The sequence below is a fragment of the Pseudomonas izuensis genome (assembly GCF_009861505.1).
In the GTDB taxonomy this organism is placed as follows: domain Bacteria; phylum Pseudomonadota; class Gammaproteobacteria; order Pseudomonadales; family Pseudomonadaceae; genus Aquipseudomonas; species Aquipseudomonas izuensis.
Genome location: NZ_WTFT01000012.1, coordinates 197,939 through 222,653, shown reverse-complemented (window position 1 = coordinate 222,653; position 24,715 = coordinate 197,939). Strand labels below are relative to the sequence as shown.

Here is a 24,715-nt window from a genome sequence, read left to right as displayed (position 1 = left end):
ATCCTAAAGCGTAGCGGTCGAGCGGTCTGTTCTGTCGCTGCCAATGAGCATGAGGCTATTACGAATTACATGGAGGATTTGGAGTTGATTGCGTTGTGTGTAGAGCGAGAAACCGACCCCACCATTAAGGTTTCAATCGATGATTTATGAATTGGGTCATCTGAAAGGTACGTAGACATTAATGTTCCGTTTCATTCCATCACGCTCCAATTGTGAACCTGATACCCGCCTTCCGTAGCCAACGGTAGCGCATCCGAAAACTGTGCATTACGTAACACCACTTTGCGTTTATACGCATCCATCTGATTCAAAACACTTTTCAATCTCCCCAACACACCTCCCACAACCTATGGCACACTTTCTGCTGTCTATTCCGTTGTTACATACCAAGTTCCGGTATAGCGGAATAAACATCATCCTGGAGTGCTTGCCATGCATCGCCGACCATCCTTGTTCAATGCGTGTGTTTTTGTTTTCGCAGCATCAGCTGCTGTCATGGGCGTGGCCCAGGCGGCGGACAGCAAGCTCGATAGTGTTCTGGCCCGCGGCAAACTGATTGTGGGCACCGGCAGCACCAATGCGCCGTGGCACTTCCAGGGCGCGGATGGCAAGTTGCAGGGCTTCGATATCGATATCGCGCGCATGGTGGCCAAGGGGCTGTTCAACGATCCGAGCAAGGTCGAGTTCGTGGTGCAGTCGTCCGATGCACGGATTCCCAACTTGCTGACCGACAAGGTCGACATGAGCTGCCAGTTCATCACCGTGACCGCCAGCCGTGCCCAGCAGGTGGCGTTTACCCTGCCGTACTACCGCGAAGGCGTCGGCCTGCTGTTGCCGGCCAACAGCAAGTACAAGGAAATCGACGACATGAAAGCCGCCGGCGATGGCCTGACCGTGGCGGTGCTGCAAAACGTGTATGCCGAAGAGCTGGTGCACCAGGCATTGCCCAAGGCCAAGGTCGATCAGTACGACAGCGTGGACCTGATGTACCAGGCGGTGAACTCGGGACGCGCCGACGCGGCGGCCACCGATCAGTCGTCGGTCAAATACCTGATGGTGCAGAACCAGGGGCGCTATCGCAGCCCGGCTTATGCCTGGAGCCCGCAAACCTATGCCTGTGCGGTCAAGCGCGGCGATCAGGATTGGCTGAACTTCGTCAACACCACCCTGCATGAAGCCATGACCGGCGTTGAATTCCCGACCTACGCGGCATCGTTCAAGCAATGGTTCGGTGTAGACCTGCCGACCCCGGCCATCGGTTTCCCCGTCGAATTCAAATGATCCCGTGAGAGTGGGGCGACTCTGATCGCCCCGCTCAAGGTACTGCCGACCATGAACTATCAGTTGAACTTTGCCGCCGTCTGGCGCGATTTCGACACCTTGCTGGCGGGGCTCGGTCTGGGTCTCGAACTGGCGCTGGTGTCGATCGCCATCGGCTGCGTGATCGGCCTGCTGATGGCGTTTGCTTTGTTGTCGAAGCACCGCGCCTTGCGGGTGCTGGCATCGGTGTATGTCACGGTGATCCGTAACACGCCGATTCTGGTGTTGATTCTGTTGATCTACTTCGCGTTGCCGAGCCTGGGGATTCGTCTGGACAAGATTCCCTCGTTCATCATCACCCTGTCGCTGTATGCCGGGGCGTACCTGACCGAAGTGTTCCGCGGTGGCCTGCTGAGCATTCCCAAGGGCCAGCGTGAAGCCGGTCTGGCGATTGGCTTGGGCGAGTGGCAGGTCAAGGCCTACGTCACCGTACCGGTGATGTTGCGCAATGTCTTGCCGGCCTTGTCGAACAACTTCATTTCGCTGTTCAAGGACACCTCGCTGGCAGCGGCGATTGCCGTGCCGGAGCTGACCTATTACGCGCGCAAGATCAATGTCGAGAGCTACCGGGTGATTGAAACCTGGTTGGTGACCACGGCGCTCTATGTGGCGGCCTGTTACCTCATTGCCATGATGCTGCGCTACCTCGAACAGCGCCTGGCGATCCGCCGATAGGAGGCCCCATGTACGAATCCCCCAGTTGGTTGCATGAGTTGTGGGTGGCGCGGGAACCCTTGTGGCAAGGTTTTCTGACCAGTGTGCAGGTATCGGCGCTGTCGATTTTGCTGGGCACAGTGGTGGGCGTTTTCGCGGGACTGGTGCTGACCTACGGCAAGTTCTGGATGCGCGCGCCGTTTCGTTTCTATGTCGATGTGATTCGCGGCACGCCGGTGTTTGTGCTGGTGTTGGCCTGCTTTTATATGGCGCCGGCGCTGGGCTGGCAGATCAGCGCATTTCAGGCTGGAGCCCTGGGGCTGACGCTGTTTTGCGGCTCCCACGTCGCCGAGATCGTGCGCGGTGCATTGCAGGCATTGCCGCGCGGGCAGATGGAAGCGAGCAAGGCCATCGGCCTGACGTTTTTTCAGGCGCTCGGTTACGTGCTGCTACCCCAGGCGATGCGGCAGATTTTGCCAACCTGGGTCAACTCGTCCACCGAGATCGTCAAGGCCTCGACGCTGCTGTCGGTGATCGGCGTGGCCGAGTTGCTGCTCAGCACCCAGCAGATCATCGCCCGGACCTTCATGACCCTGGAGTTCTACCTGTTCGCCGGTTTTCTGTTCTTCGTCATCAACTACGGCATCGAATTACTCGGCCGGCACATTGAAAAGCGGGTGGCCTTGCCATGACTCAGACTCAAATCAACCCACAGAACGGCCAGCCCCTGCTGGACATTCGCGGCCTGCACAAACGTTACGACCACCTCGAAGTGCTCAAGGGCGTCGATCTGACCATGCAGCGCGGTAACGTTGTGACGCTGATCGGATCCAGCGGTTCGGGCAAGACCACGCTGCTGCGCTGCGTGAACATGCTCGAAGAGTTCCAGGGCGGGCAGATCCTGCTCGACGGCGAATCCATCGGTTATGACGAGGTCAACGGCAAACGCATCCGCCACCCGGAAAAAGTCATTGCCCGCCATCGCGCCATGACCGGCATGGCGTTCCAGCAGTTCAACCTGTTCCCGCACCTCACCGCGTTGCAGAACGTCACCCTGGGCTTGCTCAAGGTGAAAAAGCTGCACAAGGACGAGGCGGTGGCCCTGGCGGAAAAGTGGCTGGAGCGAGTCGGCCTGCTAGAGCGTCGCGATCACTACCCCGGCCAGTTGTCCGGCGGTCAGCAACAACGCGTCGCGATTGCCCGGGCGATTGCGATGAACCCGAGCCTGATGCTGTTCGACGAGGTGACTTCGGCGCTGGACCCGGAGCTGGTCAGCGAAGTGCTCAACGTGATCAAGGGGCTGGCGGACGATGGCATGACCATGCTGCTGGTGACCCACGAAATGCGCTTCGCCTTCGAGGTTTCGGACAAGATCGTTTTCATGAATCAGGGGCGCATCGAAGAGCAGGGGCCGCCCAAGGACCTGTTCGAGCGCCCGCAATCGCCGCGTCTGGCTGAATTTCTCAAAAGCACGCGGTTTTAAACACTCAATTTTCAATCAGGAGAAACACTCATGAGCATTACTCGTTATGGCACCGGCAGCACCGCCGCTGGCGGCACGCCGCGTCCTTTCGCCCGCGCCGTTGAAGCCGATGGCTGGCTGCACGTCTCCGGCCAGGTGCCGGCGAAGGATGGCGAGATCATTGTGGGTGGCATCGTCGAGCAGACGCACCAGACCATGAAGAACCTGATCGCGATTCTGGAAGAGGCCGGTTATGGCCTGGAAGATGTGGTGCGTGCTGGCGTGTGGCTGGAAGATCCGCGGGATTTCACGAGTTTCAACAAGGTCTTCTCCGAGTACTTCAAGTCTGAACACGCACCGGCCCGGGCCTGTGTGCAGGCGACCATGATGGTCGACTGCAAGGTCGAGATCGACTGCATCGCCTACAAGAAAAAGGCCTGAACCGAGTCGCGCCCATCGCGAGCAAGCTTTGCTCCCACAGGTTTTTCGCCGATCTTGTGGGAGCAATGCTTGCTCGCGATGGCGGCCTAACAGTCGCCGCAGCACTCTGGTTAAACTCCCGGCATTTTCAAGGGGAACCACTGACATGACCGAAGACACCATCAAGCGCCGGGCACGCGGTCTGGACCGGGCGTTCGATATCCTCGACTTCCTCAAGGAGATCGGCCAGCCCCTGCGCCCGAATGAAATCGCCAGCGGCATCGGAAGCCCCAAATCCACGGTCTATGAACTGGTTGCCTCGCTGCTGGAACGACGGATTCTGGAGCCGGTCGGCAAGGACGGCCACGTCTACCTCGGCCGTCAACTGTACTTCCTCGGCCAGGCGCATTTGCGCCATTTCGACCTGACCCGCGAGGCCGATCATGCCTTGCAGGAGATCGTCAGCCAGACCCGCGAAACGGCGCAGATGTGCTTGCTCAACGGGCGCAAATACACCGTGGCGCTGATGAAGGAGGGCGAGCGGCATTTTCGTATTTCCTCGGACATCGGCGAGAACGCGCCGATCCCCTGGACCGCGTCCGGGCGCCTGCTGCTGGCGCACCTGAGCGATGAGGAAATCGTCGACCTGATCGACCACGACGACTTCATCCTGCCCAACGGCGAACGCTTGCCGCTTGAGCAGTTCCTGCAGGAAATCCGCCAGGCCGGCATCGACGGCTTTTTCTCTTTCGACAGCGTTGCCGACACCTTTACCCATTGCTTCGCCGCCCCGGTCAAAGACCCCAATGGCGTGGCCATTTGCACCCTGTGCATCGTCGCTCCGCGTGCCGATGCCAAGACTCATTTCAACGATTACCGCCGGGTGCTGATCGACAGTGCGAACAGCCTGGCCCGTCGCATCAACGAATAACAGCGGCTGCTTGCGGCCGCGAATGTGAGGAGTTCAACCATGTCTTCTGCCCCTAATACTGCCGCCGTGGAAAAGGGCTTTGCCCAGACCGGCGCCAACCTGGTCCGTGACGTCAGCCTGCCGGCACTGGTGCTGCATCGCCAGGCGCTGGAACACAACATTCGCTGGATGCAGGCCTTCGTCAGCGACAGCGGCGCGGAACTGGCGCCCCATGGCAAGACCAGCATGACCCCGGCGCTGTTCCGCCGCCAACTGGACGCCGGTGCCTGGGGCATCACCCTGGCCAGCGCCACGCAAACCCGTGCGGCGTATGCCCATGGAGTACGTCGGGTATTGATGGCCAACCAACTGGTCGGCACGCCGAACATGGCATTGATCGCCGACCTGTTGGCCGACCCGGCGTTTGACTTCTATTGCATGGTCGACCACCCGGACAACGTGGCGGATCTGGGCGCCTACTTCGCCTCCCGTGGCGTGCGCCTGAACGTGATGATCGAGTACGGCGTGGTCGGCGGTCGTTGCGGTTGCCGCAGCGAACAGGAAGTACTGGACCTGGCCAAGGCTATCGCCGCACAACCGGCACTGGCCCTGACCGGCATCGAAGGTTACGAAGGGGTGATCCATGGCGATCACGCTGTCAGCGGCATTCGCGCGTTCGCCGGCTCACTGGTGCGTCTGGCGGTGCAGTTGCAGGACAGCGGCGCGTTTGCCATCGCCAAACCGATCATCACCGCTTCCGGCTCGGCCTGGTACGACTTGATTGCCGAGGAGTTTGAGGCGCAGAACGCCGCCGGGCGTTTCCTCAGCGTGTTGCGTCCGGGCAGTTATGTGGCCCACGACCACGGTATCTACAAAGAGGCGCAATGCTGCGTGCTCGACCGTCGCAGCGATCTGCATGAAGGCCTGCGTCCGGCATTGGAAGTCTGGGCCCATGTGCAGTCGTTGCCGGAGCCGGGCTTCGCAGTGATCGCCCTGGGCAAGCGCGACGTGGCCTACGACGCCGGTTTGCCGGTGCCGCTGATGCGCTATAAAGCCGGCGTGGTGCCGGCCAAGGGTGACGATGTTGGCGCCTGCAAGGTGACGGCAGTGATGGACCAGCATGCGTTCATGACGGTGGCGCCGGGGATTGAATTGCGCGTGGGCGACATCATTTCGTTCGGCACCTCGCACCCGTGCCTGACGTTCGACAAATGGCGCACGGGGTGTCTGGTGGATGAGCAATTGAACGTCATCGAGAACATGGAAACCTGTTTCTAACCTTGAAACCGAGGTGCGGCCATCGCGGGCAAGCCTTGCTCCCACAAGAGCGACACCAGTCCTGTGGAAGCAAGGCTTGCCCGCGATGAGGCCGGCCCAGACAACAAAGAAACATCAGAGACCCGGCACCCATGAACACCATCAACACCCTGGGGCCCGATGCCCCACGCATCGCCCTGATCGGTGAATGCATGATCGAGTTGCAACATCGCGCCGATGGCAGCCTGCAACAGAGTTTCGGCGGCGATACCTTGAATACCGCGGTCTATCTGTCCCGTGAGCTGGGCGCAGCCGGCAGCGTGGATTACGTCACCGCCCTGGGCGATGACAGTTTCAGCGATGCCATGTGCCAGAGCTGGGCCGACGAGAATATCGGCCTGGACATGGTCCAACGCTTGCCTGGCCGCTTGCCGGGTCTGTATTGCATCCAGACCGACGCCGCCGGCGAACGACGTTTTCTCTACTGGCGCAACGAGGCGGCGGTGCGCGATTGCTTCACCACCCCGGCGGCCGTGCCGATCCTGGCGGCGCTGCCGGATTACGACGTGTTGTACTTCAGCGGCATCACCCTGGCGGTGCTGGGCGTGCAAGGTCGGGAAAAGTTGCTGGAAACCCTGATCGAGGCCCGGCAACGGGATGCGCGGATCGTCTTCGACAACAACTACCGGCCACGGCTGTGGGCTTCGGTCGAAGAGGCCAGGGCCGCTTATCGCCGCGTGCTGCCTTATGTCGACCTGGCATTGCTGACTGTGGATGACGAGCAGGCGCTGTTCCATTTTGCCGATTGCGCGGCGGTGTTTGCCGCGTACGAGCAGATTGGCACGCCTGAAGTGGTGCTCAAGCGCGGCTCCGAGGCCTGTCTGATCTTTTGTGACGGCGAATCATTTGAAGTGCCGGCGCAGAAAGTCGAGCGGGTGGTGGACACCACGGCGGCGGGGGATTCGTTCAGCGCGGCGTATCTGGCCAGTCGGCTCAAGGGAGGGAGTCCGGTGGAGGCGGCCGAGGCAGGGCATTTGTTGGCGAGCCGGGTGATTCAGGTGCCCGGTGCACTCATCCCCAAGTAATGGGGTATGGCCGCTGGCTGCGCCATCGGATCGCTGGCAAGCCAGCTCCCACAGGGATTACAAGTTGCCGTAGATAGTAGCCATGGCACAGATCCTGTGGGAGCTGGCTTGCCAGCGAAAAGGCCCTCAAGCCAACCCATCAATCCCGGTAAAACACCTGCACCAGGTGATACCCGAACTTACTCTTGATCGGCCCATGCACCACCCGCAGCGGCTTTTTGAAGATCACCGCATCGATCACCCCGACCATCTGCCCCGGCCGCACTTCACCCAGGTCGCCGCCGCGTTTGCCGGAGGGGCAGGTGGAATATTTTTTGGCCAGCACGTCGAAGGCTTCGCCCTTGGCGATGCGTTGTTTGAGCTGCTCGGCTTCTTCCGAGGTTTTCACCAGAATGTGGCGGGCCTGAGCTTTCATGGAACGATTACCTTGCAACGGTGGTGACACTGACGGAAAAAAGAGCGCGCGATTATGCCCTAAGTCACTCGGCCTGGCCGATCATCGTGCGAATCTTGTTGGCCAACAGATCAATGGAGAACGGTTTGGCCACCATGTCCATACCTTCCTCGAGGAAACCCTGGCGTTCGGCAGCCATTTGCGCGTAGCCGGTCATGAACAGCACTTTGAGTTGCGGGCGATGCTGGCGGGCGATTTCCGCCAGTTGTCGGCCATTCATGCCCGGCAGGCCGACATCGGTGACCAGCAGATCAACCCGCAAATCGGATTCGAGCAAGGGCAGGGCGGTTTTCGCATCTTCCGCTTCGTGGGCGTGATATCCCAGTTCCTTGAGCAGGTCGAGCACCAGCATGCGCACCGCCGGGTCGTCCTCCACCAGCACCACGGTTTCCCCGGCAATCGCCGGCGGCGCTTCGCCGATGTCGGGCGACAGGTCGTCTACCGGCTCCATGGTGTGTAGGCGCGGCAGGTACAGGCGCACGCTGGTGCCCTGGCCGGGCATGCTGAACAGGCTGACGTGGCCGCCCGACTGCTGGGCAAACCCGTAAATCATCGACAGACCCAACCCCGTGCCCTGGCCGATGGGTTTGGTGGTGAAGAAAGGATCGAAGGCCTTGGCCAATATCTTCGGCGTCATGCCGGTGCCGTTGTCACTGACAGCGATCATCAGGTAATCGCCCGCCTTGACCGGCTCCAGAATGTAGACGTCGCTGCCGTCGAGATAGACGTTGGCGGTTTCGATGCACAATTCGCCGCCATCGGGCATGGCGTCCCGGGCATTGATGACCAGGTTGAGCAGCGCGTTTTCCAGTTGGCTGACATCGGTGCTGACCGGCCAGGCGTCCTCGGCCAGTTGCAGCTTGAGCTGGATATGGTCGCCCTTGGTGCGGCTGAACAGGTCTTCCAGGGAATGGATCAGATCGTTGGCATTGATTGGCTTGCGGTCCAGCGATTGACGCCGGGAGAATGCCAGCAGGCGATGGGTCAGGGCGGCGGCGCGTTTCGCCGAAGACACGGCGGCTTCGGCGAAACGGCCGATGTCCTCGGTGCGCCCATCGGCCAGGTAGCGTTGCATCAGGTCGAGACTGCCGATAATCCCGGTGAGCATGTTGTTGAAGTCGTGGGCGATGCCGCCGGTGAGCTGGCCGACCGCTTCCATTTTCTGCGCATGGCGCAGGGCGTCTTCGGCACGTTCGCGTTCGTACATCTCGTTTTGCAGGCGTTGGTTGGTTTCCGCCAGTTGTTGGGTGCGGGCGGCAACCCGCTCTTCGAGGGTTTCGTTGAGGTTGAGCAGGGCTTCTTCGGTCTTTTTGCGTTCGGTTTCGTCGATCACAAAGATATAAAAACCGTTCACCGCGCCGTCCGCGCCGTGGCGCGGTAAATAATTCATCAGGGCGTGCCGGATACTGCCGTCACGGTGCGGCGTGTCGATGCTGAAAGAGCAGGACCTGCCGGCCAGCGCCTGGGCGATGTGCTCAGCGCGCAAGGCGTAGGCTTCATCGCCCAACACCTCGCGAATCGTCCTGCCGTAGAGCTCCTGGGGCGTCAGGCCGTACCAGTCCAGATAAGCGGAATTGTTCAGGCGAAAGCGTTCCTCGCGGTCGACGTAGCTGATCAGGATCGGCATGGCATTGATGATCAACTGCAACTCGGTCTGACTCTGGCGCAGGGCCTGCTCGGTGTTTTTGCGATCGGTCAGGTCCAGGGCGGCGCCAAGGAAGCGGATCGGCCGGCCATGGTGGTCCTTGTAGCAACGCCCGCGGGCGAACACCCAACGCAGCTGACCGTCGGGTTGCAACAGGCGATATTCCTCGGCGTATTCGCTGCCTTGGGTGATGCAATGCTTGATGCTGCGGGCGATCAAGGCGCGGTCTTCGGGGTGAACACCGTGCAGATACGCGCTGATTGGCAATTGGCCAGACATGGCCGGATCGATGCCATGCAATTGCGCGAAATGCGCGTCGGCAATGAAACGGTCCTCACTGATATCCCAATCCCAGGTGCCGACCGCGTCGGTGGCAGACAGGGCCAGTTGCAGGCGTTCTTCGGTGTCCTGTTGCGCCTTGAGGCTGGCAGCTGAGCGTTGTTCCAGTTCGAGGGCAATGCGCCGGCGTTCGTTGGTTTCGATGGCGGTGACCAGGATCCCGGCGACTTCCGCATTTTCATCGCGGATGGGGCTGTAGGTCAGGTCGAGCCAGAAATCGGAATCCTTGCCATCGCGCTGCAGGGTGAAGCGCTGTTCGCTGTAGGTCCGCACCTGGCCCTGTAGGACGGCGCTGTAAATCGGGTCGGTAAAGTCTCTGAGTTCTGGCCAGATCTGGTGTGTTGGCTGTCCGAAAGCGTGCGGATGCTTGCTGCCCGCCATCAGGGCGAAGCCGTCGTTGTAGATCTGCGTCAGCTGTGGCCCCCAGAGCAACAGCATCGGCATCGGCGAATGGATCACGATGTCCACGGCGGTGCGCAGGCTCTGCGGCCAGGTACTGGCCTCGCCCAGCGGCGTGTTTGTCCAGTCCAGTCGGGCAATCAAGGCCTGGGCATCGCTGGCGTTGGGTGATGCGTTCATCAAGGTGTCCTGCACATAAGTCGGGGTGGCGGCGTCTACTATGCTTGCCAGGCAATCACTGCTTTGACCCGGTCCGGGTCATTTCTGCCAATTGAATGCTTCGCGGGTGCTTTTTGCCATGGAAATCGATGCGTTGTTAAAACGCCTGGCCAGCCAGGATGGCTCCGACCTTTATCTGTCCACCGGTGCGCCACCCAGTGCGCGGTTCGACGGTGTTCTCACGCCCCTGGCGGACCAGGCGTTCAAGCCGGGGGACATCGCGGCGATTGCCGCGTCCATCATGGACGCCGAACAGCGCCGGGAGTTCGACCGGGCGCTGGAAATGAACCTGGCGATCTCCCGGGCGGGGGTTGGACGCTTCCGGGTCAATATCTTTAAGCAGCGCAACGATGTGTCCATGGTGGTGCGCAACGTCAAGCTCGACATACCGCGTTTCGAAGACCTCAAGTTGCCACCGGTATTGCTTGAAACGGTGATGCTCAAGCAAGGCCTGATGCTGTTCGTCGGCGCCACCGACTCGGGCAAGTCCACGTCGCTGGCGGCCCTGATCGATCATCGCAACCGTCACAGCCGTGGTCATATCGTCACCATCGAAGACCCGATCGAATACATCCACCGGCACAAACAATCGATCATCAATCAGCGTGAGGTCGGCGTCGACACCCGCAGCTTCCATAGTGCGTTGAAAAACACCCTGCGTCAGGCGCCGGACGTGGTGCTGATCGGCGAAATCCGCGACCGCGAGACCATGGAACATGCCTTGGCCTTCGCCGACACCGGGCATCTGGTGATCTCCACGCTGCACGCCCATAACGCCAACCAGGCGCTTGACCGCATCATCAACTTCTTCCCCGAAGAGCGCCGCGGGCAACTGCTCCATGACCTGGGCAATAACCTCAAGGCCTGTGTATCCCAACGGCTGGTGCGCAGTCGTGACGGGCAACGACGGGTGGCGGTGGAGGTGATGCTGGGGACACCAACCGTTGGCGATCTGATCCGGCTTAACCAGTTTTCCGAACTCAAGGGGGTGATGGAAAAATCAGCGGCGTTGGGGATGCAGACGTTTGACGGAGCGTTGTTCGAGTTGGTTGCAGAAGGGGTCATTGAAGAGGAAGAGGCGTTGAAGCATGCGGATTCGGCCAACAATTTGCGCTTGCGGTTGAAACTGCACGCTGAAACCTCACCCGGTACGCACGCACCATCGGGTGATTGGGGACTCATGGACTGATACATACTCTGTGTAGGAGCTGGCTTGCCAGCGAAGGCGGCCTTGAATCTTGCATCATTTTTCAGGGCCTCTTCGCTGGCAAGCCAGCTCCTACAGGGGGGGCGGTGTTCAATCCTTGAGTTCAGGACGCTCGCGAAATTGCTCCAGTGCCTCGGGGTTGGCCAGTGCATCGGTGTTTTTCACCTTCTGCCCGTGCACCACATTGCGCACCGCCAATTCGACGATTTTGCCACTGATTGTCCGGGGGATGTCCGTGACCTCAACGATCTTCGCCGGCACATGGCGCGGTGTGGTGTTGGCGCGAATGACCTGGCGGATCTGCTGTTGCAGCGCTTCATCCAGTGCCACGCCGTCATGCAAGCGAACGAACAGCACCACCCGCACGTCGTCCTGCCATTGCTGACCGATGGCCACGCTGTCGAGCACCTGCGGGACTTTTTCCACTTGGCGATAGATTTCCGCCGTGCCGATGCGCACGCCACCGGGATTGAGCACTGCGTCGGAGCGCCCATGGATCATCATGGCCCCATGGGGCAGTTGTTCGGCGTAATCGCCCTGGGCCCAGACGCCGGGAAACTGGCTGAAATACGAGGCCCGCAGCTTTTCGCCGTCAGGATCGTGCCAAAGACCGATGGGCATTGCCGGGAAATGCCGGGTGCACACCAGTTCACCTTTTTCGCCTATCACCGGCTGACCCTCGTCGTTCCACACCTCCACGGCCATACCCAGGCTCTTGCCCTGTATTTCACCACGACGGACCGGCTGCCACGGGTTGCCATTGACGAAGCACGAGACGATATCCGTGCCGCCCGACATCGACGCCAGGCACACATCAACCTTGAAGTCGCGATAGACGTAGTCGTAGCTTTGCGGCGACAGCGCGGAACCGGTGCAAAGCAGGGTTTTCAGTCTGCCCAGGTCATGGCTTTGCCTTGGCTTCACGCCGCTGCTTTCCAGAGTCGCTAGGTACTTGGGGCTGGTGCCGAAGACGCTGATGCGTTCGTCGTCGATCAGGTCGATCAAGCGTTCGGGATTGGGGTGAAACGGCGAACCGTCGTACAGCACCACGGAACTGCCCACCGCCAGGGCCGAGACCAGCCAGTTCCACATCATCCAGCCGCAGGTGGTGTAGTAGAACAAACGCTCGCCGGGACCCAGATCGCAATGCAGGCCGTGTTCCTTGACGTGTTGCAGCAGTACGCCGCCGGTGCTGTGGATGATGCATTTGGGTACGCCCGTGGTGCCGCTGGAATAGAGGACATACAGGGGATGGGCGAAGGGGACGGCGACGAAATCCGGATCGCCGCCGGGGAAGTAGAAATCGTCCCATAGCGTGACATTGGCCTGGGTGCGGAAGTCCTCGATGCGCGCTTCAGGGCGTGCGTAAGGCACGATGACCAACTGGCGTAACGACGGCAGGCGTTCGAGGATTTCGTTGACCTTGACGGTCTGGTCGATCGCCTTGCCGGCGTAGCGGTAGCCGGCGCAGGTGACCAGCACTTTCGGCTCGATCTGGCCGAATCGGTCGATCACCCCCTGGGTGCCGAAGTCCGGCGATGAGCAAGACCAGATCGCCCCGAGACTGGTGGTGGCGAGCATGGCCACCAGGGTCTGCCAGGTGTTGGGCATGCACGCGGCGACCCGGTCGCCCAGGCCCACCCCCGACGCAATTAAACCGTTTTGGAAACCGGCGACATGCTCGGCCAGTTCGGCCCAGGTCAAGTGTTCGCGCTGACCGTTTTCCGCCACGGCGACCACTGCCACGGCATCGTCGCGGCGCTGCAACAAGTGCTCGGCAAAGTTCAGGGTTGCGCCGGGGAACCATTCGGCGCTGGGCATTTGCCGGCCTTCCACCAGTACCGCATCGGGTTGTTGGTGAAAACGGATATCGAAGAAGTCGACGATCGCTTGCCAGAAGTCCTGGCGATGGTCGATGGACCATTGGTGCAGGGCGGGGTAGTCGTCGAGGTGCAGGTGATGTCGCGCAATGATGAAGCGCCGAAAGGCTTCCATGCGGGTCTTGCCGATGCGTTCGGGGCTGGGTTGCCACAGTATTTCGGACATGATTTGCCTCTTCTTGTTGGCGAGTGCTGCGCACTCGATCGCGGGCAAGCCTTGCTCCCACAGGTCCGAGGCGCTCTTGTGGGAGCAAGGCTTGCCCGCGATGAACGATAACGCGGTCTAGCGCTTGATCACTGCGCCAACCACCCGCCATCCACATTCCACGCCGCGCCCCGCACCTGGCTACCGGCTTCGCTGCACAAAAACAGCACCAGCTCACCCAATTGCGGCGGGGTCACGAATTCCAGCGATGGCTGTTTCTCCGCCAGCAAGTCGTGCTGTGCCTGCTGCGGATCAATGCCGGTCGCGGCGCGATCATCGATCTGTTTCTGCACCAGCGGCGTCAGCACCCAGCCCGGGCAGATCGCATTGCAGGTGACGTTGCTGGTGGCGGTTTCCAGGGCGACCACTTTGGTCAGCCCGATCACGCCATGCTTGGCCGCGACATAAGCGGCCTTGCCCGTCGAACCGACCAGGCCATGCACCGAGGCGATGTTGATCACCCGGCCCCATCCCTTGGCGCGCATGCCCGGCAGGCTCAGGCGGGTGCTGTGAAACACCGACGACAGGTTGATGGCAATGATCGAATCCCAGCGCTCCACCGGGAACTCGTCCACCGGCGCCACATGCTGGATGCCGGCGTTGTTGACCAGAATGTCGACGCCGGCGAATTCACGCTCGGCGTAGGCGATCATGTCGGCGATCTGCGCCGGGTCGCTGACGTCGGCGGGGTGGTGGCCGACTTTGCCACCAAACTGTTCAACCTCCGCGATCACCTTTGAGGCATCGCCGAAACCATTGAGGATCAGGTTGGCGCCAGCCTTGGCCAGGCTGAGGGCGATGCCCAGGCCGATGCCGCTGGTGGAACCGGTGACCAGTGCGGTCTTGCCCGTAAGAGTCGTCATGAATACCTCACACAATGCCAGTGGCGTAGAAAGTGCCGATTACCACGAAAACCGCCAGGGTCTTGATCAGCGTAATACAAAAAATGTCTTTGTAAGCCTCGCGATGGGTCAGCCCGGTGACCGCCAGCAACGTAATCACCGCGCCGTTGTGCGGCAGGGTGTCCATGCCGCCACTGGCCATCGCCGCCACCCGGTGCAGCACCTCCAGCGGAATATTGGCGGCGTGGGCGGCGCTGATGAACTGCTCGGACATCGCCGCCAGGGCGATGCTCATGCCGCCCGACGCAGAACCGGTGATACCGGCCAGCAAGGTCACGGTAATCGCTTCATTGACCAGCGGATTGGGAATGCTCTTGAGCCAGTCGGCCAACACCAGGAAACCCGGCAGGGACGCGATCACCGCGCCGAAACCGTATTCCGAGGCGGTGTTCATCGCCGCCAGCAAAGCACCGCTGACCGCACTTTTGCTGCCTTCGGCCAGTTTGCGGCTGATCGCCTTGTAGCCGAACGCGAGCACCATGAGGATGCCCACCAACAGTGCGGCCTGAACCGCCCAGATCGCCGTGAGTTTGGCGATGTCGGTGGTAACTGGTGCGGCCATGCCCGGCAGCGCCAGGCTGTGGGTCTTGCCGTACCACTGCGGAATCCACTGGGTAAACAGCAGGTTCATGAGGCCCACGGCCAACAGCGGAGACAGGGCGATCCAGGGGTTGGGCAGCTTGATGTCGGCCGCGGTTTCCGGCTCATTGCGCAGGTCAGTGCCATAGCCTTCACCGGCGCGCTGGGCCTTGTTGCGCTGACGCTGAAGAAACAGCATGCCGGCGCAGAATACGAAGATCGTGCCGATCACCCCCAGCCAGGGCGCCGCCCAAGCCGTGGTGTTGAAGAAGGTGCTGGGAATGATGTTCTGGATCTGCGGGGTGCCGGGCAGGGCGTCCATGGTGAACGAGAAAGCACCGAGGGCGATGGTCGCCGGAATCAGGCGCTTGGGAATGTTGCTCTGGCGGAACATTTCAGCGGCAAACGGATAGACCGCGAACACTACCACAAACAGCGACACGCCACCATAGGTGAGCAAGGCGCAGACCAGCACGATCACCAGCATCGCCTGCCGGGTGCCCAACAAGCGAATCGCCGCGGCAACGATGGAGCGCGAGAAACCCGACAACTCGATCAGCTTGCCGAACACCGCACCCAGCAGGAACACCGGGAAATACAGTTTGATGAAGCCGACCATTTTCTCCATGAACACGCCGGTGAAGGCGGGCGCGACGGCGGAAGGGTCGGTCAGCAGAACAGCGCCAAGGGCGGCAATCGGGGCAAAAAGGATAACGCTGTAGCCACGGTAAGCAGCCAGCATCAACAGCGCGAGGGCTGCCAAGGCAATGATCACACTCATGGTGTGTCTCCTGGGATTGTTATTTTTGTAAGGGTGAAACGGTGTAGGAGAGGGCTATAGCGAGTTTCGTGCCAGATGCGTAAGTGTTTGAAATATAAAGATATATTGAATGGTTTTGAGCTGGGTTTAACGGTATTGTCTCTGTTCTGAGACTTTCGTTGTCAGGACTGGCCCTTTCGCGGGCAAGCCCGCTCCTACAGGTACCTCGGCGCGTCCAGAATAATGCGGTCCCTGTGGGAGCGGGCTTGCCCGCGAAGAGGCCAGATCTACCAATAGAGATGCATGTCTCTTTATTGAGACTCTGCAATCCCCAACGCCACCATCTTCTTGTACAACGTCGACCGCCCCAACCCCAATCGTGCTGCCGCTTCAATCACCTTGCCCCCGCATTGCGCCAGGGCGTTTTCGATCAACTGGCGGTCAAAACGCTCCCGCGCCGCGCTGAACGTCTCATGCTCCAAAGGTTCGACGGTCAACGGCGCAACGCGTTGAACCGGCGTAAACGTCCCGATGGCCGCGCGGATATCCGCTGCCGAAAGCCGCAGGTCGTCACCGAGCAGCGCCGCCCGTTCCAGGACGTTGCGCAGTTCGCGAATGTTCCCCGGCCAGGCGTGCTGGCTCAACAACTCCAGGGCTTCGCTGTTGAGTTCGTGCTGGCTGCGCAACTCTTCAAGGATCGCTTCGCTGAGGGCGGGCAGGTCGTCGAGGCGGTCGCGCAGCGGGGGGACCTGGATCGGCAGGACGTTGAGGCGGTAATACAGATCGGCGCGAAATTCGCCGCGTTTGATCGCCGCTTCCAGATCGGTAGAGGTCGCGGCGATCACGCGTACGTCGCTCTGGATCACATCATTGGAACCGACCGGTTCGAATTCCTTTTCCTGTAGCACCCGCAGCAACTTGCTTTGCAGCGTCAGCGGCATGTCGCCGATTTCGTCGAGGAACAAAGTACCGCCCTGGGCGATTTGCAACTTGCCGGCGCGGCCCTTGCGGTCGGCCCCGGTAAAGGCGCCGGGGGCGGTGCCGAAGAATTCGGCTTCCAATAGCGATTCGGGGATCGCCGCACTGTTGATACTGACAAAGGCCTTGTGCGCACGCGGCGAGGCATTGTGGATCGCCTGCGCCAGCAATTCCTTGCCGGTGCCGGTTTCGCCGAGCAGCAGCACCGGTGATTCGGTGCTGGCGCTGCGCCGGGCACGACGTTTGACTTCCAGGCTGGCGGCGCTGGTGCCGATGAAGTGGGCAAAGTTGTATTTGGTCTGCCGTGCCCGCAACAGCGAGCGCGTGGAAGCAAGCTCTTCCTGCATGCTCATGTAGCGCTTGAGCATCGGCGACAGACTGCGCAATTCGTCGAACAGGGCAAAGCCGATGGCACCGATCACTTCGCCTGCGTCGTCGTGAATCGGCAGGCGCATGACCACCAGCGGTTCCTTTGGGGTGTCCTGCATGTCGAGCAGAATCGGCCGGCCGGTGCGCACCACCTCACGCAACAGGCTGCCGGGGATCACGCTTTCGCAAGCCTTGCCGATGGCGCCCTCGGCTGATGACAGGCCAAAGCGCCGGGCATAGCGCTCGTTCATCCAGACGATGTTGGCATCGCGGTCGACGATCACCGTGCCTTCACTCGACTGCTCGATGATCTCGAACAGCGAACGGATCGCCAGCAGGCGTACGCGCTGGTAGTCCTTGAGGCTTTCGGTGGTGTTCATGGGGTTCAGGTCCAGAATGTGTGGTGTTTGAGCTGGCCTCATCGCGGGCAAGCCTTGCTCCCACAGAAGCAACTCGTGCCTGTGGGAGCAAGGCTTGCCCGCGATGGCCGCGACGCGTTTTTGGATTATGCCTGCCCCTGATGCGCCGCCGCCAACAGCTCCTTGGTATACGGATGCTGCGGGGAATCGAACACCTCGTGGCTGGCGCCGCTTTCCACCACCTTGCCGTCCTTGATCACGATCATGTCATGGGCGAGTGCGCGAACCACTGACAGGTCATGGCTGATGAACAAGTAGGTCAGGCCATGTTTTTCCTGAAGCTGGCGGAGCAGGGCGACTACTTGCTTTTGCACGGTGCGGTCCAGCGCTGAGGTCGGCTCGTCCAGCAGGATCAGCGCCGGTTTCAATACCAGCGCCCGGGCGATGGCGATGCGTTGGCGCTGGCCGCCGGAGAATTCGTGTGGGTAGCGATGGCGGCTTTGCGGGTCGAGGCCGACTTCCTGCAATGCCCGTATCACCTCGGCGTTGCATTGCTCGATGCTCATTTGGCTATGCACCTCCAGGCCTTCGCTGATGATTTGTGCCACGGACATCCGTGGGCTCAGGCTGCCAAACGGGTCCTGGAACACCACCTGCATTTTCTTGCGCCACGGCCGCAACTGCTTCTGCGTCAGGCTGTCCAGCGCTTCACCCTGGAAGCGAATGCCGCCTTCGGAGTCGAGCAGGCGCAGGATCGCCTGGCCCAGCGTGGACTTGCCCGAACCGGATTCGCCGACAATGCCCAGGGTCTTGCCGCGTTGAACATTCAGGCTGATGCCGTCCACGGCGTTGAGGTAAGTCTTGCGCTGGAACAACCCGCCACTTAAGGGAAACTGCACCCGCAGGTTATCCACTTCGAGCACGTTTTCGCGCTCGTCACGAGGCAACGCTTCGCCTTCCGGCTCGGCGTTGAGCAGGATGCGGCTGTACGGGTGTTCCGGTTCGGTAAAAATGGTTTCGCACGAAGCCTGCTCGACGATTTCGCCGGCCTTCATTACGCAGACGCGCTGGGCGATGCTGCGCACCAGGTTGAGGTCGTGGCTGATCAACAGCAGCGACATGCCGAGCCGTCGTTGCAATGATTTGAGCAGCAGCAGAATCTTGCGCTGCACCGTGACGTCCAGGGCAGTGGTGGGTTCGTCGGCGATCAATAGCTCCGGTTCGCAGGCCAGGGCCATGGCAATCATTACCCGTTGGCGCTGGCCGCCGGACAATTGATGGGGATAAGCCTTGAGCCGCTCCTGGGGTTTCTGGATGCCCACCAGATGCAGCAACTCAAGGATCCGCGCCTGCGCCGCCTTGCCCGCCATGCCCTTGTGCACCAGCAAGGTTTCGCCAATCTGCTTTTCGATGCTGTGCAGCGGATTGAGGGAGGTCATCGGCTCCTGGAAAATCATCGCGATGCGATTACCGCGCAACTGGCGCAGTCTTTTGGTGTCGGCGCCGACAAGCTCCAGGCCGCGATAACGGATGCTGCCGGTGGTTTCGGTCCCGCCTTCAGGCAGCAGTTGCAGGATCGAGTGGGCGGTCACCGACTTGCCCGAGCCCGATTCGCCCACCAAGGCCAGGCATTCGCCGGGGCGGATGTCCAGGCACAGATTGCGCACCACGGTCTGGCCGCTGAAGGCCACGCTGAGGTCACGGATTTCGATCAGGTTACTCATGTCAGCAGTCCGGCTCTCAAAAACGGGAATCAAGATCGCGGGTCAAACGCGTCGCGCAAGGCTTCGCCGATGAACACCAACAGGGAAAGAATCAACGCCAGGGTGAAAAACGCCGTCAGCCCCAGCCACGGCGCTTGCAGGTTCTGCTTGCCCTGGCCGATCAGTTCACCCAGGGATGCGCTGCCGGCCGGCATGCCGAAACCGAGGAAGTCCAGCGCGGTGAGGGTCGAAATGGCCCCGGTCAAAATGAACGGCAGGTAACTCAAGGTCGCGTTCATGGCGTTGGGCAGGATATGCCGGACGATGACCTTGCGATCGCTCAGGCCCAATGCCCGGGCCGCCTTGACGTATTCCAGATTGCGCCCGCGCAGGAACTCGGCGCGTACCACATCCACCAGCGCCAGCCAGGAAAACAGCGCCATGATCCCCAGCAACCACCAGAAATTCGGCTCGACGAAACCCGACAGGATGATCAGCAGATAGAGCACTGGCAGCCCCGACCAGACCTCCATCAGCCGCTGGCCGAACAAGTCGACCCAGCCACCGTAATAGCCTTGCAGGGCGCCGGCGGCAATGCCGATCAGCGCGCTGACGAAGGTCAGCATCAAGGCAAACAGAATCGACACCCGCGCTCCGAAGATCACCCGGGCCAGCACATCCCGCGCCTGGTCGTCGGTGCCCAGCCAGTTCACGTTCGAGGGCGGGCTCGGGGCCGGTTTGTTCAGGTCGTAGTTTGGCGTGTCGTCGCTGAAGGGGATCGGCGGGAACAGCAGCCAGCCGCCGTCCTTCTTGATCAGTTGCTGCACATAGTCGCTGCGGTAATCGGCCTGGAACGGCAGTTGCCCGCCGAACTCCAGTTCGGTGTGGCGCTTGAGGGCAGGGAAGTACCACTGGCCCTGATAGCTGACGATCAGCGGCTTGTCGTTGGCGATCAGCTCGCCCCCCAGGGTCAGTATGAACAGGCCGACAAACAACCACAGTGACCACCAGCCCCGGCGGTTTTTCTTGAAGCGTTCAAAGCGACGACGACCCAGCGGCGAAAGCGTGAACATCAGGCATTCCTCGCGGCGAAGTCGATGCGCGGGTCGACCAGGACATAGCACAGGTCGCCCACCAGTTTTATCAGGAGGCCGAACAGAGTGAAGATGAACAACGAGCCGAACACCACCGGATAGTCCCGTGAAACCGCCGCCTCGTAGCTCATGCGGCCCAGGCCATCGAGGGAAAAGATCACTTCGATCAGCAGGGAGCCTGCAAAAAACACGCTGATAAAGGCCTGGGGTATTCCCGACACCACCAGCAACATGGCATTGCGAAACACGTGGCCATACAGCACCCGGCGTTCACTCAACCCCTTGGCACGGGCGGTGACCACGTACTGCCGGGTGATTTCATTGAGGAACGAGTTCTTGGTCAGGATGGTCAGGGTGGCGAAACCACCAATCACCAATGCCGTCACCGGCAGCACCAGGTGCCAGAAGTAATCGACCACTTTGCCCAGGGTCGACAGCGACTCGAAATTGTCCGAAACCAGTCCGCGTACGGGGAACCAGTTCAGCGAAGTGCCGCCAGCGAACACCACGATCAGGAACATCGCGAAAAGAAACGCCGGCATCGCGTAGCCAATGATGATCGCGGTACTGCTCCAGATATCGAAATGACTGCCATGGTGCACCGCCTTGCGGATGCCCAGCGGGATCGACACCAGGTAGGTAATCAGCGTCGCCCAGAGCCCGAGGGAAATGGTCACCGGCATTTTCTGCAGGATCAGGTCGGTGACAGTGGCGCCCCGGAAGAAGCTCTTGCCGAAGTCCAGGCGCGCATAACTGGTAAGCATCAGCCAGAGCCGCTCGTGGGCCGGTTTGTCGAAGCCGTACTGTTTTTCGATGTCCTTGATCAGCTGCGGATCGAGGCCGCGACTGGCCCGGGAGGTGGTAGCCATGGATTCGCCGGAGCCACCGCCGACAGGGGCGCCGCCAATGCCTTGCAGATGGGCGATGGCCTGTTCCACCGGGCCGCCCGGCGCAGCCTGGACGATGACGAAGTTGACCAGGAGAATGATCACCAGCGTCGGAATGATCAGCAGCAGGCGCCGCAGTATGTAAGCCCACATCAATGCGGCCCTCCGGGTCTGCCACGGCGAATGCGCTCGGCAGTCATTTCCTGGTTGGTGAGGGGCGTTGTGCTCACCTCCCACCAGCTCTCGATGGCTTCGTCATTGCTGGCCTGCACGTTCGGGATGCCGAAGCGGTTCCACCACACCGTGGACGTTCCCGGCGGGTAATAGTTGGGAATCCAGTAGTAGTTCCATTGCAGCACCCGGTCCAGCGCATGAGCGTAGCGAAGCATGTCGGCCTTGTTGTTGGCGCGCACCAGTCCGTTGATCAGGGTATCGACCGCCGGGTTCTTCAAGACCATGTAGTTGTTGGCGCCGGGATCGGTGGCCGCGGCCGAGCCGAAATAGTTGAGCAGTTCGCCCCCGGGCGAGGTGGTGACCGGGTATCCGGTGACGATCATGTCGTAGTCGCGGCTCATCAGGCGGTTGACATATTGGGAGGCATCGATGCGACGGATGTTGAGGTCGATACCAATCTGTTTCAGGGTGCGCTTGTACGGCAGCAGCAAGCGGTCCATGCCGTTCTGGCTGACCAGGAAGGTGAAGCTCAGCGGCTCACCGTCGGCGTTGACCAGTTGATCGCCATCGGGTTTCCAGCCGGCCTGTTCGAGCAGGTCCAGGGCCTGCAATTGCTTGTCGCGAATCAGGCCGCTGCCATCGGTTTTCGGCGCCTCGAACACTTGGGTGAAGACTTCGTCGGGGATCTGCCCGCGCAAGGGTTCGAGAATCGCCAGTTCGCCGGCATCCGGCAATTGCCGGGCAGCGAGTTCGGTGTTGGAAAAAAAACTCTGCTGGCGGATATACAGGTTGCGCATCATCTGCCGGTTGCTCCATTCGAAATCCCAGAGCATGACCAACGCCTGACGCACCCGCCGATCCTGGAACATCGGATTTTGCAGGTTGAACACAAAGCCCTGGCTCGGTTGCGGGGCTTGTGTTGCCAGGTGGGCTTTTTGCAGGCGACCGTCGCTCAGGGCCGGGCTTTCATAGCCGATGGAGTAGCCGGTGGCGGAAAACTCACGGTTGTAGTCGTAGGCGCCGCCGCGCAGCACCTGGCGGGCAACGTCGGTATCGCCGAAGTACTCGATGCTGAAATGATCGAAATTGTAGAGGCCGCGACTGACCGGCAAATCCTTGCCCCACCAGTCGGGGTTACGTTCGAAGGTGATGCTGCGCCCGGAATCGACCTTGCCCACCTTGTACGGTCCGCTGCCCAGCGGTGGTTCGTAACCGCCACCGCCAGCGAAATCGCGGGTCTTCCACCAGTGCTCGGGAAATACCGGCAGGGTGGCGATGTCCAGGGGCAGGGTGCGGTTTTCGTTGTTCTTGAAGTCGAAGCGCACGGTCAGTGGCGACTCCACTTCGACGCCTTTGACGTCGGCGAATTGCGTGCGATAACGCAGGCTGCCTTGGGTCATCAACAGGTCGAAGGTGTAGCGCACGTCTTCGGCAGTGATGGGCTTGCCATCGGCAAAGCGTGCGTTGGGGTTGAGGTAAAAACGCAGGGACAGCCCGTCATCGGAGCGTTCCATCTGCTGTGCCACCAGGCCATACACGGTGTAAGGCTCGTCCATCGAGCGCTGGGCCAGGGGTGAATAGAGCAAGCCGTCGATCTGCGTGACGCCAATGCCTTTGTCGATGTACGGCAACACATGGTCGAAATGCCCGATTTCGATCGCCGAGCGACGCATCGTGCCACCCTTGGGGGCCTGCGGATTGGTGTAGGCGAAGTGACTGAAGCCCGCCGGGTATTTGGCCGGTTCGCCGTAGACGGTCAGCGCATGTTGCGGTGCAGCGTTCACACCGGCGGCGCCCAGTAACAGGGCCACGACAGTGAATAGCACAATAGGGAAAGCCGGTCGCATTGTCAGCCTTAGAGCCGGGTGGTCGTTAACGACAATTTGTACGCTAGCGGCGCGTCCCTCGCCAGCCGAATTACGTATTGGAAACACAACGGCCCACCAATAGGCGGGCCGTTGTGGAGCAAAGCCAGGCGTCGATCAGTCCTGACGGCTGGTCACTTCCAGCAGGTGGTAGCCGAACTGGGTCTTCACCGGGCCTTGCACGACGTTGATCGGTGCGCTGAAAACCACGGTGTCGAATTCCTTGACCATCTGGCCCGGACCGAACGAACCCAGGTCACCGCCCTGGCGGCTGGAAGGGCAAGTGGAGTTGGCTTTGGCGACTTCGGCGAAGTCTGCCCCAGCCTCGATTTGAGCCTTGAGTTCGTTGCATTTGGCTTCGCTGGCAACGAGGATGTGGCGGGCAGTGGCTTTAGCCATGGGAAAATACTCCTTCAATGTTCGGTAAAGTGCTGAGCCTACCGGATTCAGCGAGCTATTTCTCCTGTAGGAGCGAGCTTGCTCGCGAAAAATGCTTGGGCAATGCGGGCATTCAGACAGGCAGCGGTATTGCTGATGTCCATCGTGAGCAAGCCCGGCGCCTGCAAATGACCCGTATCACGATCAAAGACCGGCTGTTTTCAGGCGTTCGGCGTGCTGCACGTACAGGTCGATCGGGTCGATAGAGTTCGCCGCTGGAGCACCGGTCTGGCGCAGGGTGTCCAGATGATCGAGGGGATAGTCGGAACGGATGACGGTCCCCAGATGGGAACTGAAGCGGCCGACCATGCCATCGTTCTGCCGGGCTTCGGTGATGAAATATCGGGAAAAGGCCCGCAAGAATCCGTGCAACGGATCAAGCAAATGGAAGCCGTCGGACAGGGCGCTTTCCGGCAAGACGCCACTCCAGGAGTAATAGCGCACGCCATTGACCTGTTCGCAGCCCTTGCCACCCCAGGTTTTCGGTAGCCCTTGTGGATACTTGTCGTTGAATACGCCTACACCCTCCGTGGTAAGGGCATTCAGTGCGGCGATGGCATCTTGCGCCAGGCCGCGCTTGCCACTGAGTGATGACAAAAAATCGGCAAACAGGGTCGCGACCGTCTCGGCGATCTGTTCCGGCAGGTGACCGGGCGTGAGAGCCTTGCGCAGGAAGTCCGCCAGCTCCGAGCCGTGGTTCGGTCCACTGACGGACGTCACCGAAGCCACCCGATGAGAGGCTACCGCTGCTGCATAGCGAGCGGCCAGTGCCCCTTGGCTGTGTCCGATCAGGTTGACTTTGCTCGCGCCCGTACCTTGCAAAACCCGTTTCATCTGCGCCAGCAGTTGGTCGCCCCGTACTTCGTTGCTGTGGGTGGCGGACAGGTGTGGCACAAAGACTCTCGCGCCAGCGTTTCTGAGCGCTTGTTTAATGTCATGGAAGAGTTCGAAGGTGCCGATCCGGTCAAAGCCGAAGAGCCCATGAACGAGAAGGATGGGATAGTGAGTGTCTGCATTCCTTTGCATGTTTTTGTCCTTTTTTCAGCGGTCAGGGAGGAGCTTCGGGCCTCACTCTAAAACACTCGGACGTGGCGGGATGTATGAAAAAGACGCGGTTATCTGGCGAAAACGGAATAGGGCAACGCTGAAAA

The 24,715-nt window shown here is 60.7% G+C and carries 21 protein-coding genes; 9 read left to right on the top strand and 12 right to left on the bottom strand.

All coding sequences use genetic code 11. The features are described 5' to 3' along the window. Window positions 1-432 precede the first annotated feature (432 nt). The 8 genes from GPL81_RS13155 to GPL81_RS13120 all read left to right on the top strand — a co-directional run bounded on the left by GPL81_RS13155 (window position 433) and on the right by GPL81_RS13120 (window position 7,108). Entirely contained in the window at window positions 433-1,281 is an 849-nt protein-coding gene (locus GPL81_RS13155; protein ID WP_160107061.1) for a transporter substrate-binding protein, read from the top strand. A gap of 51 nt (window positions 1,282-1,332) precedes the next feature. Beyond that, window positions 1,333-1,995: an amino acid ABC transporter permease gene (locus GPL81_RS13150; protein ID WP_007941741.1), complete on the top strand. Its 663-nt coding sequence runs from the start codon at window positions 1,333-1,335 to the stop codon at window positions 1,993-1,995. Between the two features lie 8 nt (window positions 1,996-2,003). Next, window positions 2,004-2,666 (top strand): amino acid ABC transporter permease, encoded by a 663-nt coding sequence (locus GPL81_RS13145; RefSeq protein ID WP_160107060.1) that lies wholly within the window; start codon window positions 2,004-2,006, stop codon window positions 2,664-2,666. Next, on the top strand, window positions 2,663-3,457 hold the full coding sequence (locus GPL81_RS13140) for an amino acid ABC transporter ATP-binding protein (protein ID WP_096511861.1): 795 nt from the start codon (window positions 2,663-2,665) through the stop codon (window positions 3,455-3,457). Before GPL81_RS13145 ends, GPL81_RS13140 begins: the two co-directional genes overlap by 4 nt. A gap of 30 nt (window positions 3,458-3,487) precedes the next feature. Then, window positions 3,488-3,877, top strand: a complete 390-nt coding sequence (locus GPL81_RS13135) for a RidA family protein (protein ID WP_160107059.1) — start codon at window positions 3,488-3,490, stop codon at window positions 3,875-3,877. A 145-nt stretch (window positions 3,878-4,022) separates the two neighbouring features. Then, complete coding sequence (locus GPL81_RS13130) at window positions 4,023-4,787, top strand: IclR family transcriptional regulator (protein WP_160107058.1); 765 nt, start codon at window positions 4,023-4,025, stop codon at window positions 4,785-4,787. Window positions 4,788-4,826: 39 nt separating this feature from the next. Beyond that, window positions 4,827-6,044 carry an amino acid deaminase gene (locus GPL81_RS13125; RefSeq protein ID WP_160107057.1) on the top strand — a complete coding sequence of 406 codons (1,218 nt, stop codon included), beginning with the start codon at window positions 4,827-4,829 and terminating at the stop codon, window positions 6,042-6,044. A gap of 131 nt (window positions 6,045-6,175) precedes the next feature. Further along, window positions 6,176-7,108: a sugar kinase gene (locus GPL81_RS13120; RefSeq protein WP_160107056.1), complete on the top strand. Its 933-nt coding sequence runs from the start codon at window positions 6,176-6,178 to the stop codon at window positions 7,106-7,108. A gap of 139 nt (window positions 7,109-7,247) precedes the next feature. Here the strand turns inward: GPL81_RS13120 and GPL81_RS13115 are convergent, their stop codons facing one another. Both GPL81_RS13115 and GPL81_RS13110 read right to left on the bottom strand, forming a co-directional pair. After that, window positions 7,248-7,523 carry a peptidylprolyl isomerase gene (locus tag GPL81_RS13115; RefSeq protein WP_007898282.1) on the bottom strand — a complete coding sequence of 92 codons (276 nt, stop codon included), beginning with the start codon at window positions 7,521-7,523 and terminating at the stop codon, window positions 7,248-7,250. Between the two features lie 64 nt (window positions 7,524-7,587). After that, a complete protein-coding gene (locus tag GPL81_RS13110; RefSeq protein ID WP_160107055.1) occupies window positions 7,588-10,125 on the bottom strand; it encodes a PAS domain-containing hybrid sensor histidine kinase/response regulator in 2,538 nt (845 codons plus the stop codon). Between the two features lie 118 nt (window positions 10,126-10,243). Between GPL81_RS13110 and GPL81_RS13105 the strand changes: the two genes are divergently transcribed. Beyond that, window positions 10,244-11,353: a PilT/PilU family type 4a pilus ATPase gene (locus tag GPL81_RS13105; protein WP_160107054.1), complete on the top strand. Its 1,110-nt coding sequence runs from the start codon at window positions 10,244-10,246 to the stop codon at window positions 11,351-11,353. Window positions 11,354-11,461: 108 nt separating this feature from the next. On the opposite strand, the gene GPL81_RS13100 is transcribed toward GPL81_RS13105, so the two are convergent. From GPL81_RS13100 to GPL81_RS13055, 10 genes are all read right to left on the bottom strand, one after another. Beyond that, on the bottom strand, window positions 11,462-13,417 hold the full coding sequence (locus GPL81_RS13100; protein WP_160107053.1) for an acetoacetate--CoA ligase: 1,956 nt from the start codon (window positions 13,415-13,417) through the stop codon (window positions 11,462-11,464). Window positions 13,418-13,545: 128 nt separating this feature from the next. Beyond that, entirely contained in the window at window positions 13,546-14,319 is a 774-nt protein-coding gene (hbdH, locus tag GPL81_RS13095; protein WP_160107052.1) for a 3-hydroxybutyrate dehydrogenase, read from the bottom strand. A 7-nt stretch (window positions 14,320-14,326) separates the two neighbouring features. Further along, entirely contained in the window at window positions 14,327-15,718 is a 1,392-nt protein-coding gene (locus GPL81_RS13090; protein ID WP_096511852.1) for a GntP family permease, read from the bottom strand. Window positions 15,719-16,008: 290 nt separating this feature from the next. After that, complete coding sequence (locus GPL81_RS13085) at window positions 16,009-17,424, bottom strand: sigma-54 interaction domain-containing protein (protein ID WP_160107051.1); 1,416 nt, start codon at window positions 17,422-17,424, stop codon at window positions 16,009-16,011. Between the two features lie 125 nt (window positions 17,425-17,549). Further along, on the bottom strand, window positions 17,550-19,127 hold the full coding sequence (locus tag GPL81_RS13080) for an ABC transporter ATP-binding protein (protein ID WP_160107050.1): 1,578 nt from the start codon (window positions 19,125-19,127) through the stop codon (window positions 17,550-17,552). Window positions 19,128-19,156: 29 nt separating this feature from the next. Next, a complete protein-coding gene (locus GPL81_RS13075; RefSeq protein WP_160107049.1) occupies window positions 19,157-20,179 on the bottom strand; it encodes an ABC transporter permease in 1,023 nt (340 codons plus the stop codon). Beyond that, window positions 20,179-21,240: a microcin C ABC transporter permease YejB gene (locus GPL81_RS13070; protein WP_160107048.1), complete on the bottom strand. Its 1,062-nt coding sequence runs from the start codon at window positions 21,238-21,240 to the stop codon at window positions 20,179-20,181. The genes GPL81_RS13075 and GPL81_RS13070 overlap by 1 nt, the downstream gene beginning before the upstream one ends. Beyond that, window positions 21,240-23,108 (bottom strand): extracellular solute-binding protein, encoded by a 1,869-nt coding sequence (locus tag GPL81_RS13065; RefSeq protein ID WP_160107047.1) that lies wholly within the window; start codon window positions 23,106-23,108, stop codon window positions 21,240-21,242. Before GPL81_RS13065 ends, GPL81_RS13070 begins: the two co-directional genes overlap by 1 nt. 135 nt (window positions 23,109-23,243) lie before the next feature. Further along, a complete protein-coding gene (locus GPL81_RS13060; RefSeq protein ID WP_425502573.1) occupies window positions 23,244-23,576 on the bottom strand; it encodes a peptidylprolyl isomerase in 333 nt (110 codons plus the stop codon). A gap of 132 nt (window positions 23,577-23,708) precedes the next feature. Continuing rightward, complete coding sequence (locus GPL81_RS13055; RefSeq protein WP_160107046.1) at window positions 23,709-24,590, bottom strand: esterase/lipase family protein; 882 nt, start codon at window positions 24,588-24,590, stop codon at window positions 23,709-23,711. Between the last annotated feature and the right edge of the window lie 125 nt (window positions 24,591-24,715).

Coding starts and splice junctions, on each gene's coding strand:
- GPL81_RS13065 (WP_160107047.1), bottom strand. CDS start 23,108: ATGCGACCGGCTTTCCCTATTGTGCTATTCACTGTCGTGGCCCTGTTA.
- GPL81_RS13080 (WP_160107050.1), bottom strand. CDS start 19,127: ATGAGTAACCTGATCGAAATCCGTGACCTCAGCGTGGCCTTCAGCGGC.
- GPL81_RS13085 (WP_160107051.1), bottom strand. CDS start 17,424: ATGAACACCACCGAAAGCCTCAAGGACTACCAGCGCGTACGCCTGCTG.
- GPL81_RS13075 (WP_160107049.1), bottom strand. CDS start 20,179: ATGTTCACGCTTTCGCCGCTGGGTCGTCGTCGCTTTGAACGCTTCAAG.
- GPL81_RS13150 (WP_007941741.1), top strand. CDS start 1,333: ATGAACTATCAGTTGAACTTTGCCGCCGTCTGGCGCGATTTCGACACC.
- GPL81_RS13110 (WP_160107055.1), bottom strand. CDS start 10,125: ATGAACGCATCACCCAACGCCAGCGATGCCCAGGCCTTGATTGCCCGA.
- GPL81_RS13120 (WP_160107056.1), top strand. CDS start 6,176: ATGAACACCATCAACACCCTGGGGCCCGATGCCCCACGCATCGCCCTG.
- hbdH (WP_160107052.1), bottom strand. CDS start 14,319: ATGACGACTCTTACGGGCAAGACCGCACTGGTCACCGGTTCCACCAGC.
- GPL81_RS13115 (WP_007898282.1), bottom strand. CDS start 7,523: ATGAAAGCTCAGGCCCGCCACATTCTGGTGAAAACCTCGGAAGAAGCC.
- GPL81_RS13145 (WP_160107060.1), top strand. CDS start 2,004: ATGTACGAATCCCCCAGTTGGTTGCATGAGTTGTGGGTGGCGCGGGAA.
- GPL81_RS13070 (WP_160107048.1), bottom strand. CDS start 21,240: ATGTGGGCTTACATACTGCGGCGCCTGCTGCTGATCATTCCGACGCTG.
- GPL81_RS13055 (WP_160107046.1), bottom strand. CDS start 24,590: ATGCAAAGGAATGCAGACACTCACTATCCCATCCTTCTCGTTCATGGG.
- GPL81_RS13130 (WP_160107058.1), top strand. CDS start 4,023: ATGACCGAAGACACCATCAAGCGCCGGGCACGCGGTCTGGACCGGGCG.
- GPL81_RS13125 (WP_160107057.1), top strand. CDS start 4,827: ATGTCTTCTGCCCCTAATACTGCCGCCGTGGAAAAGGGCTTTGCCCAG.
- GPL81_RS13155 (WP_160107061.1), top strand. CDS start 433: ATGCATCGCCGACCATCCTTGTTCAATGCGTGTGTTTTTGTTTTCGCA.
- GPL81_RS13135 (WP_160107059.1), top strand. CDS start 3,488: ATGAGCATTACTCGTTATGGCACCGGCAGCACCGCCGCTGGCGGCACG.
- GPL81_RS13090 (WP_096511852.1), bottom strand. CDS start 15,718: ATGAGTGTGATCATTGCCTTGGCAGCCCTCGCGCTGTTGATGCTGGCT.
- GPL81_RS13100 (WP_160107053.1), bottom strand. CDS start 13,417: ATGTCCGAAATACTGTGGCAACCCAGCCCCGAACGCATCGGCAAGACC.
- GPL81_RS13105 (WP_160107054.1), top strand. CDS start 10,244: ATGGAAATCGATGCGTTGTTAAAACGCCTGGCCAGCCAGGATGGCTCC.
- GPL81_RS13140 (WP_096511861.1), top strand. CDS start 2,663: ATGACTCAGACTCAAATCAACCCACAGAACGGCCAGCCCCTGCTGGAC.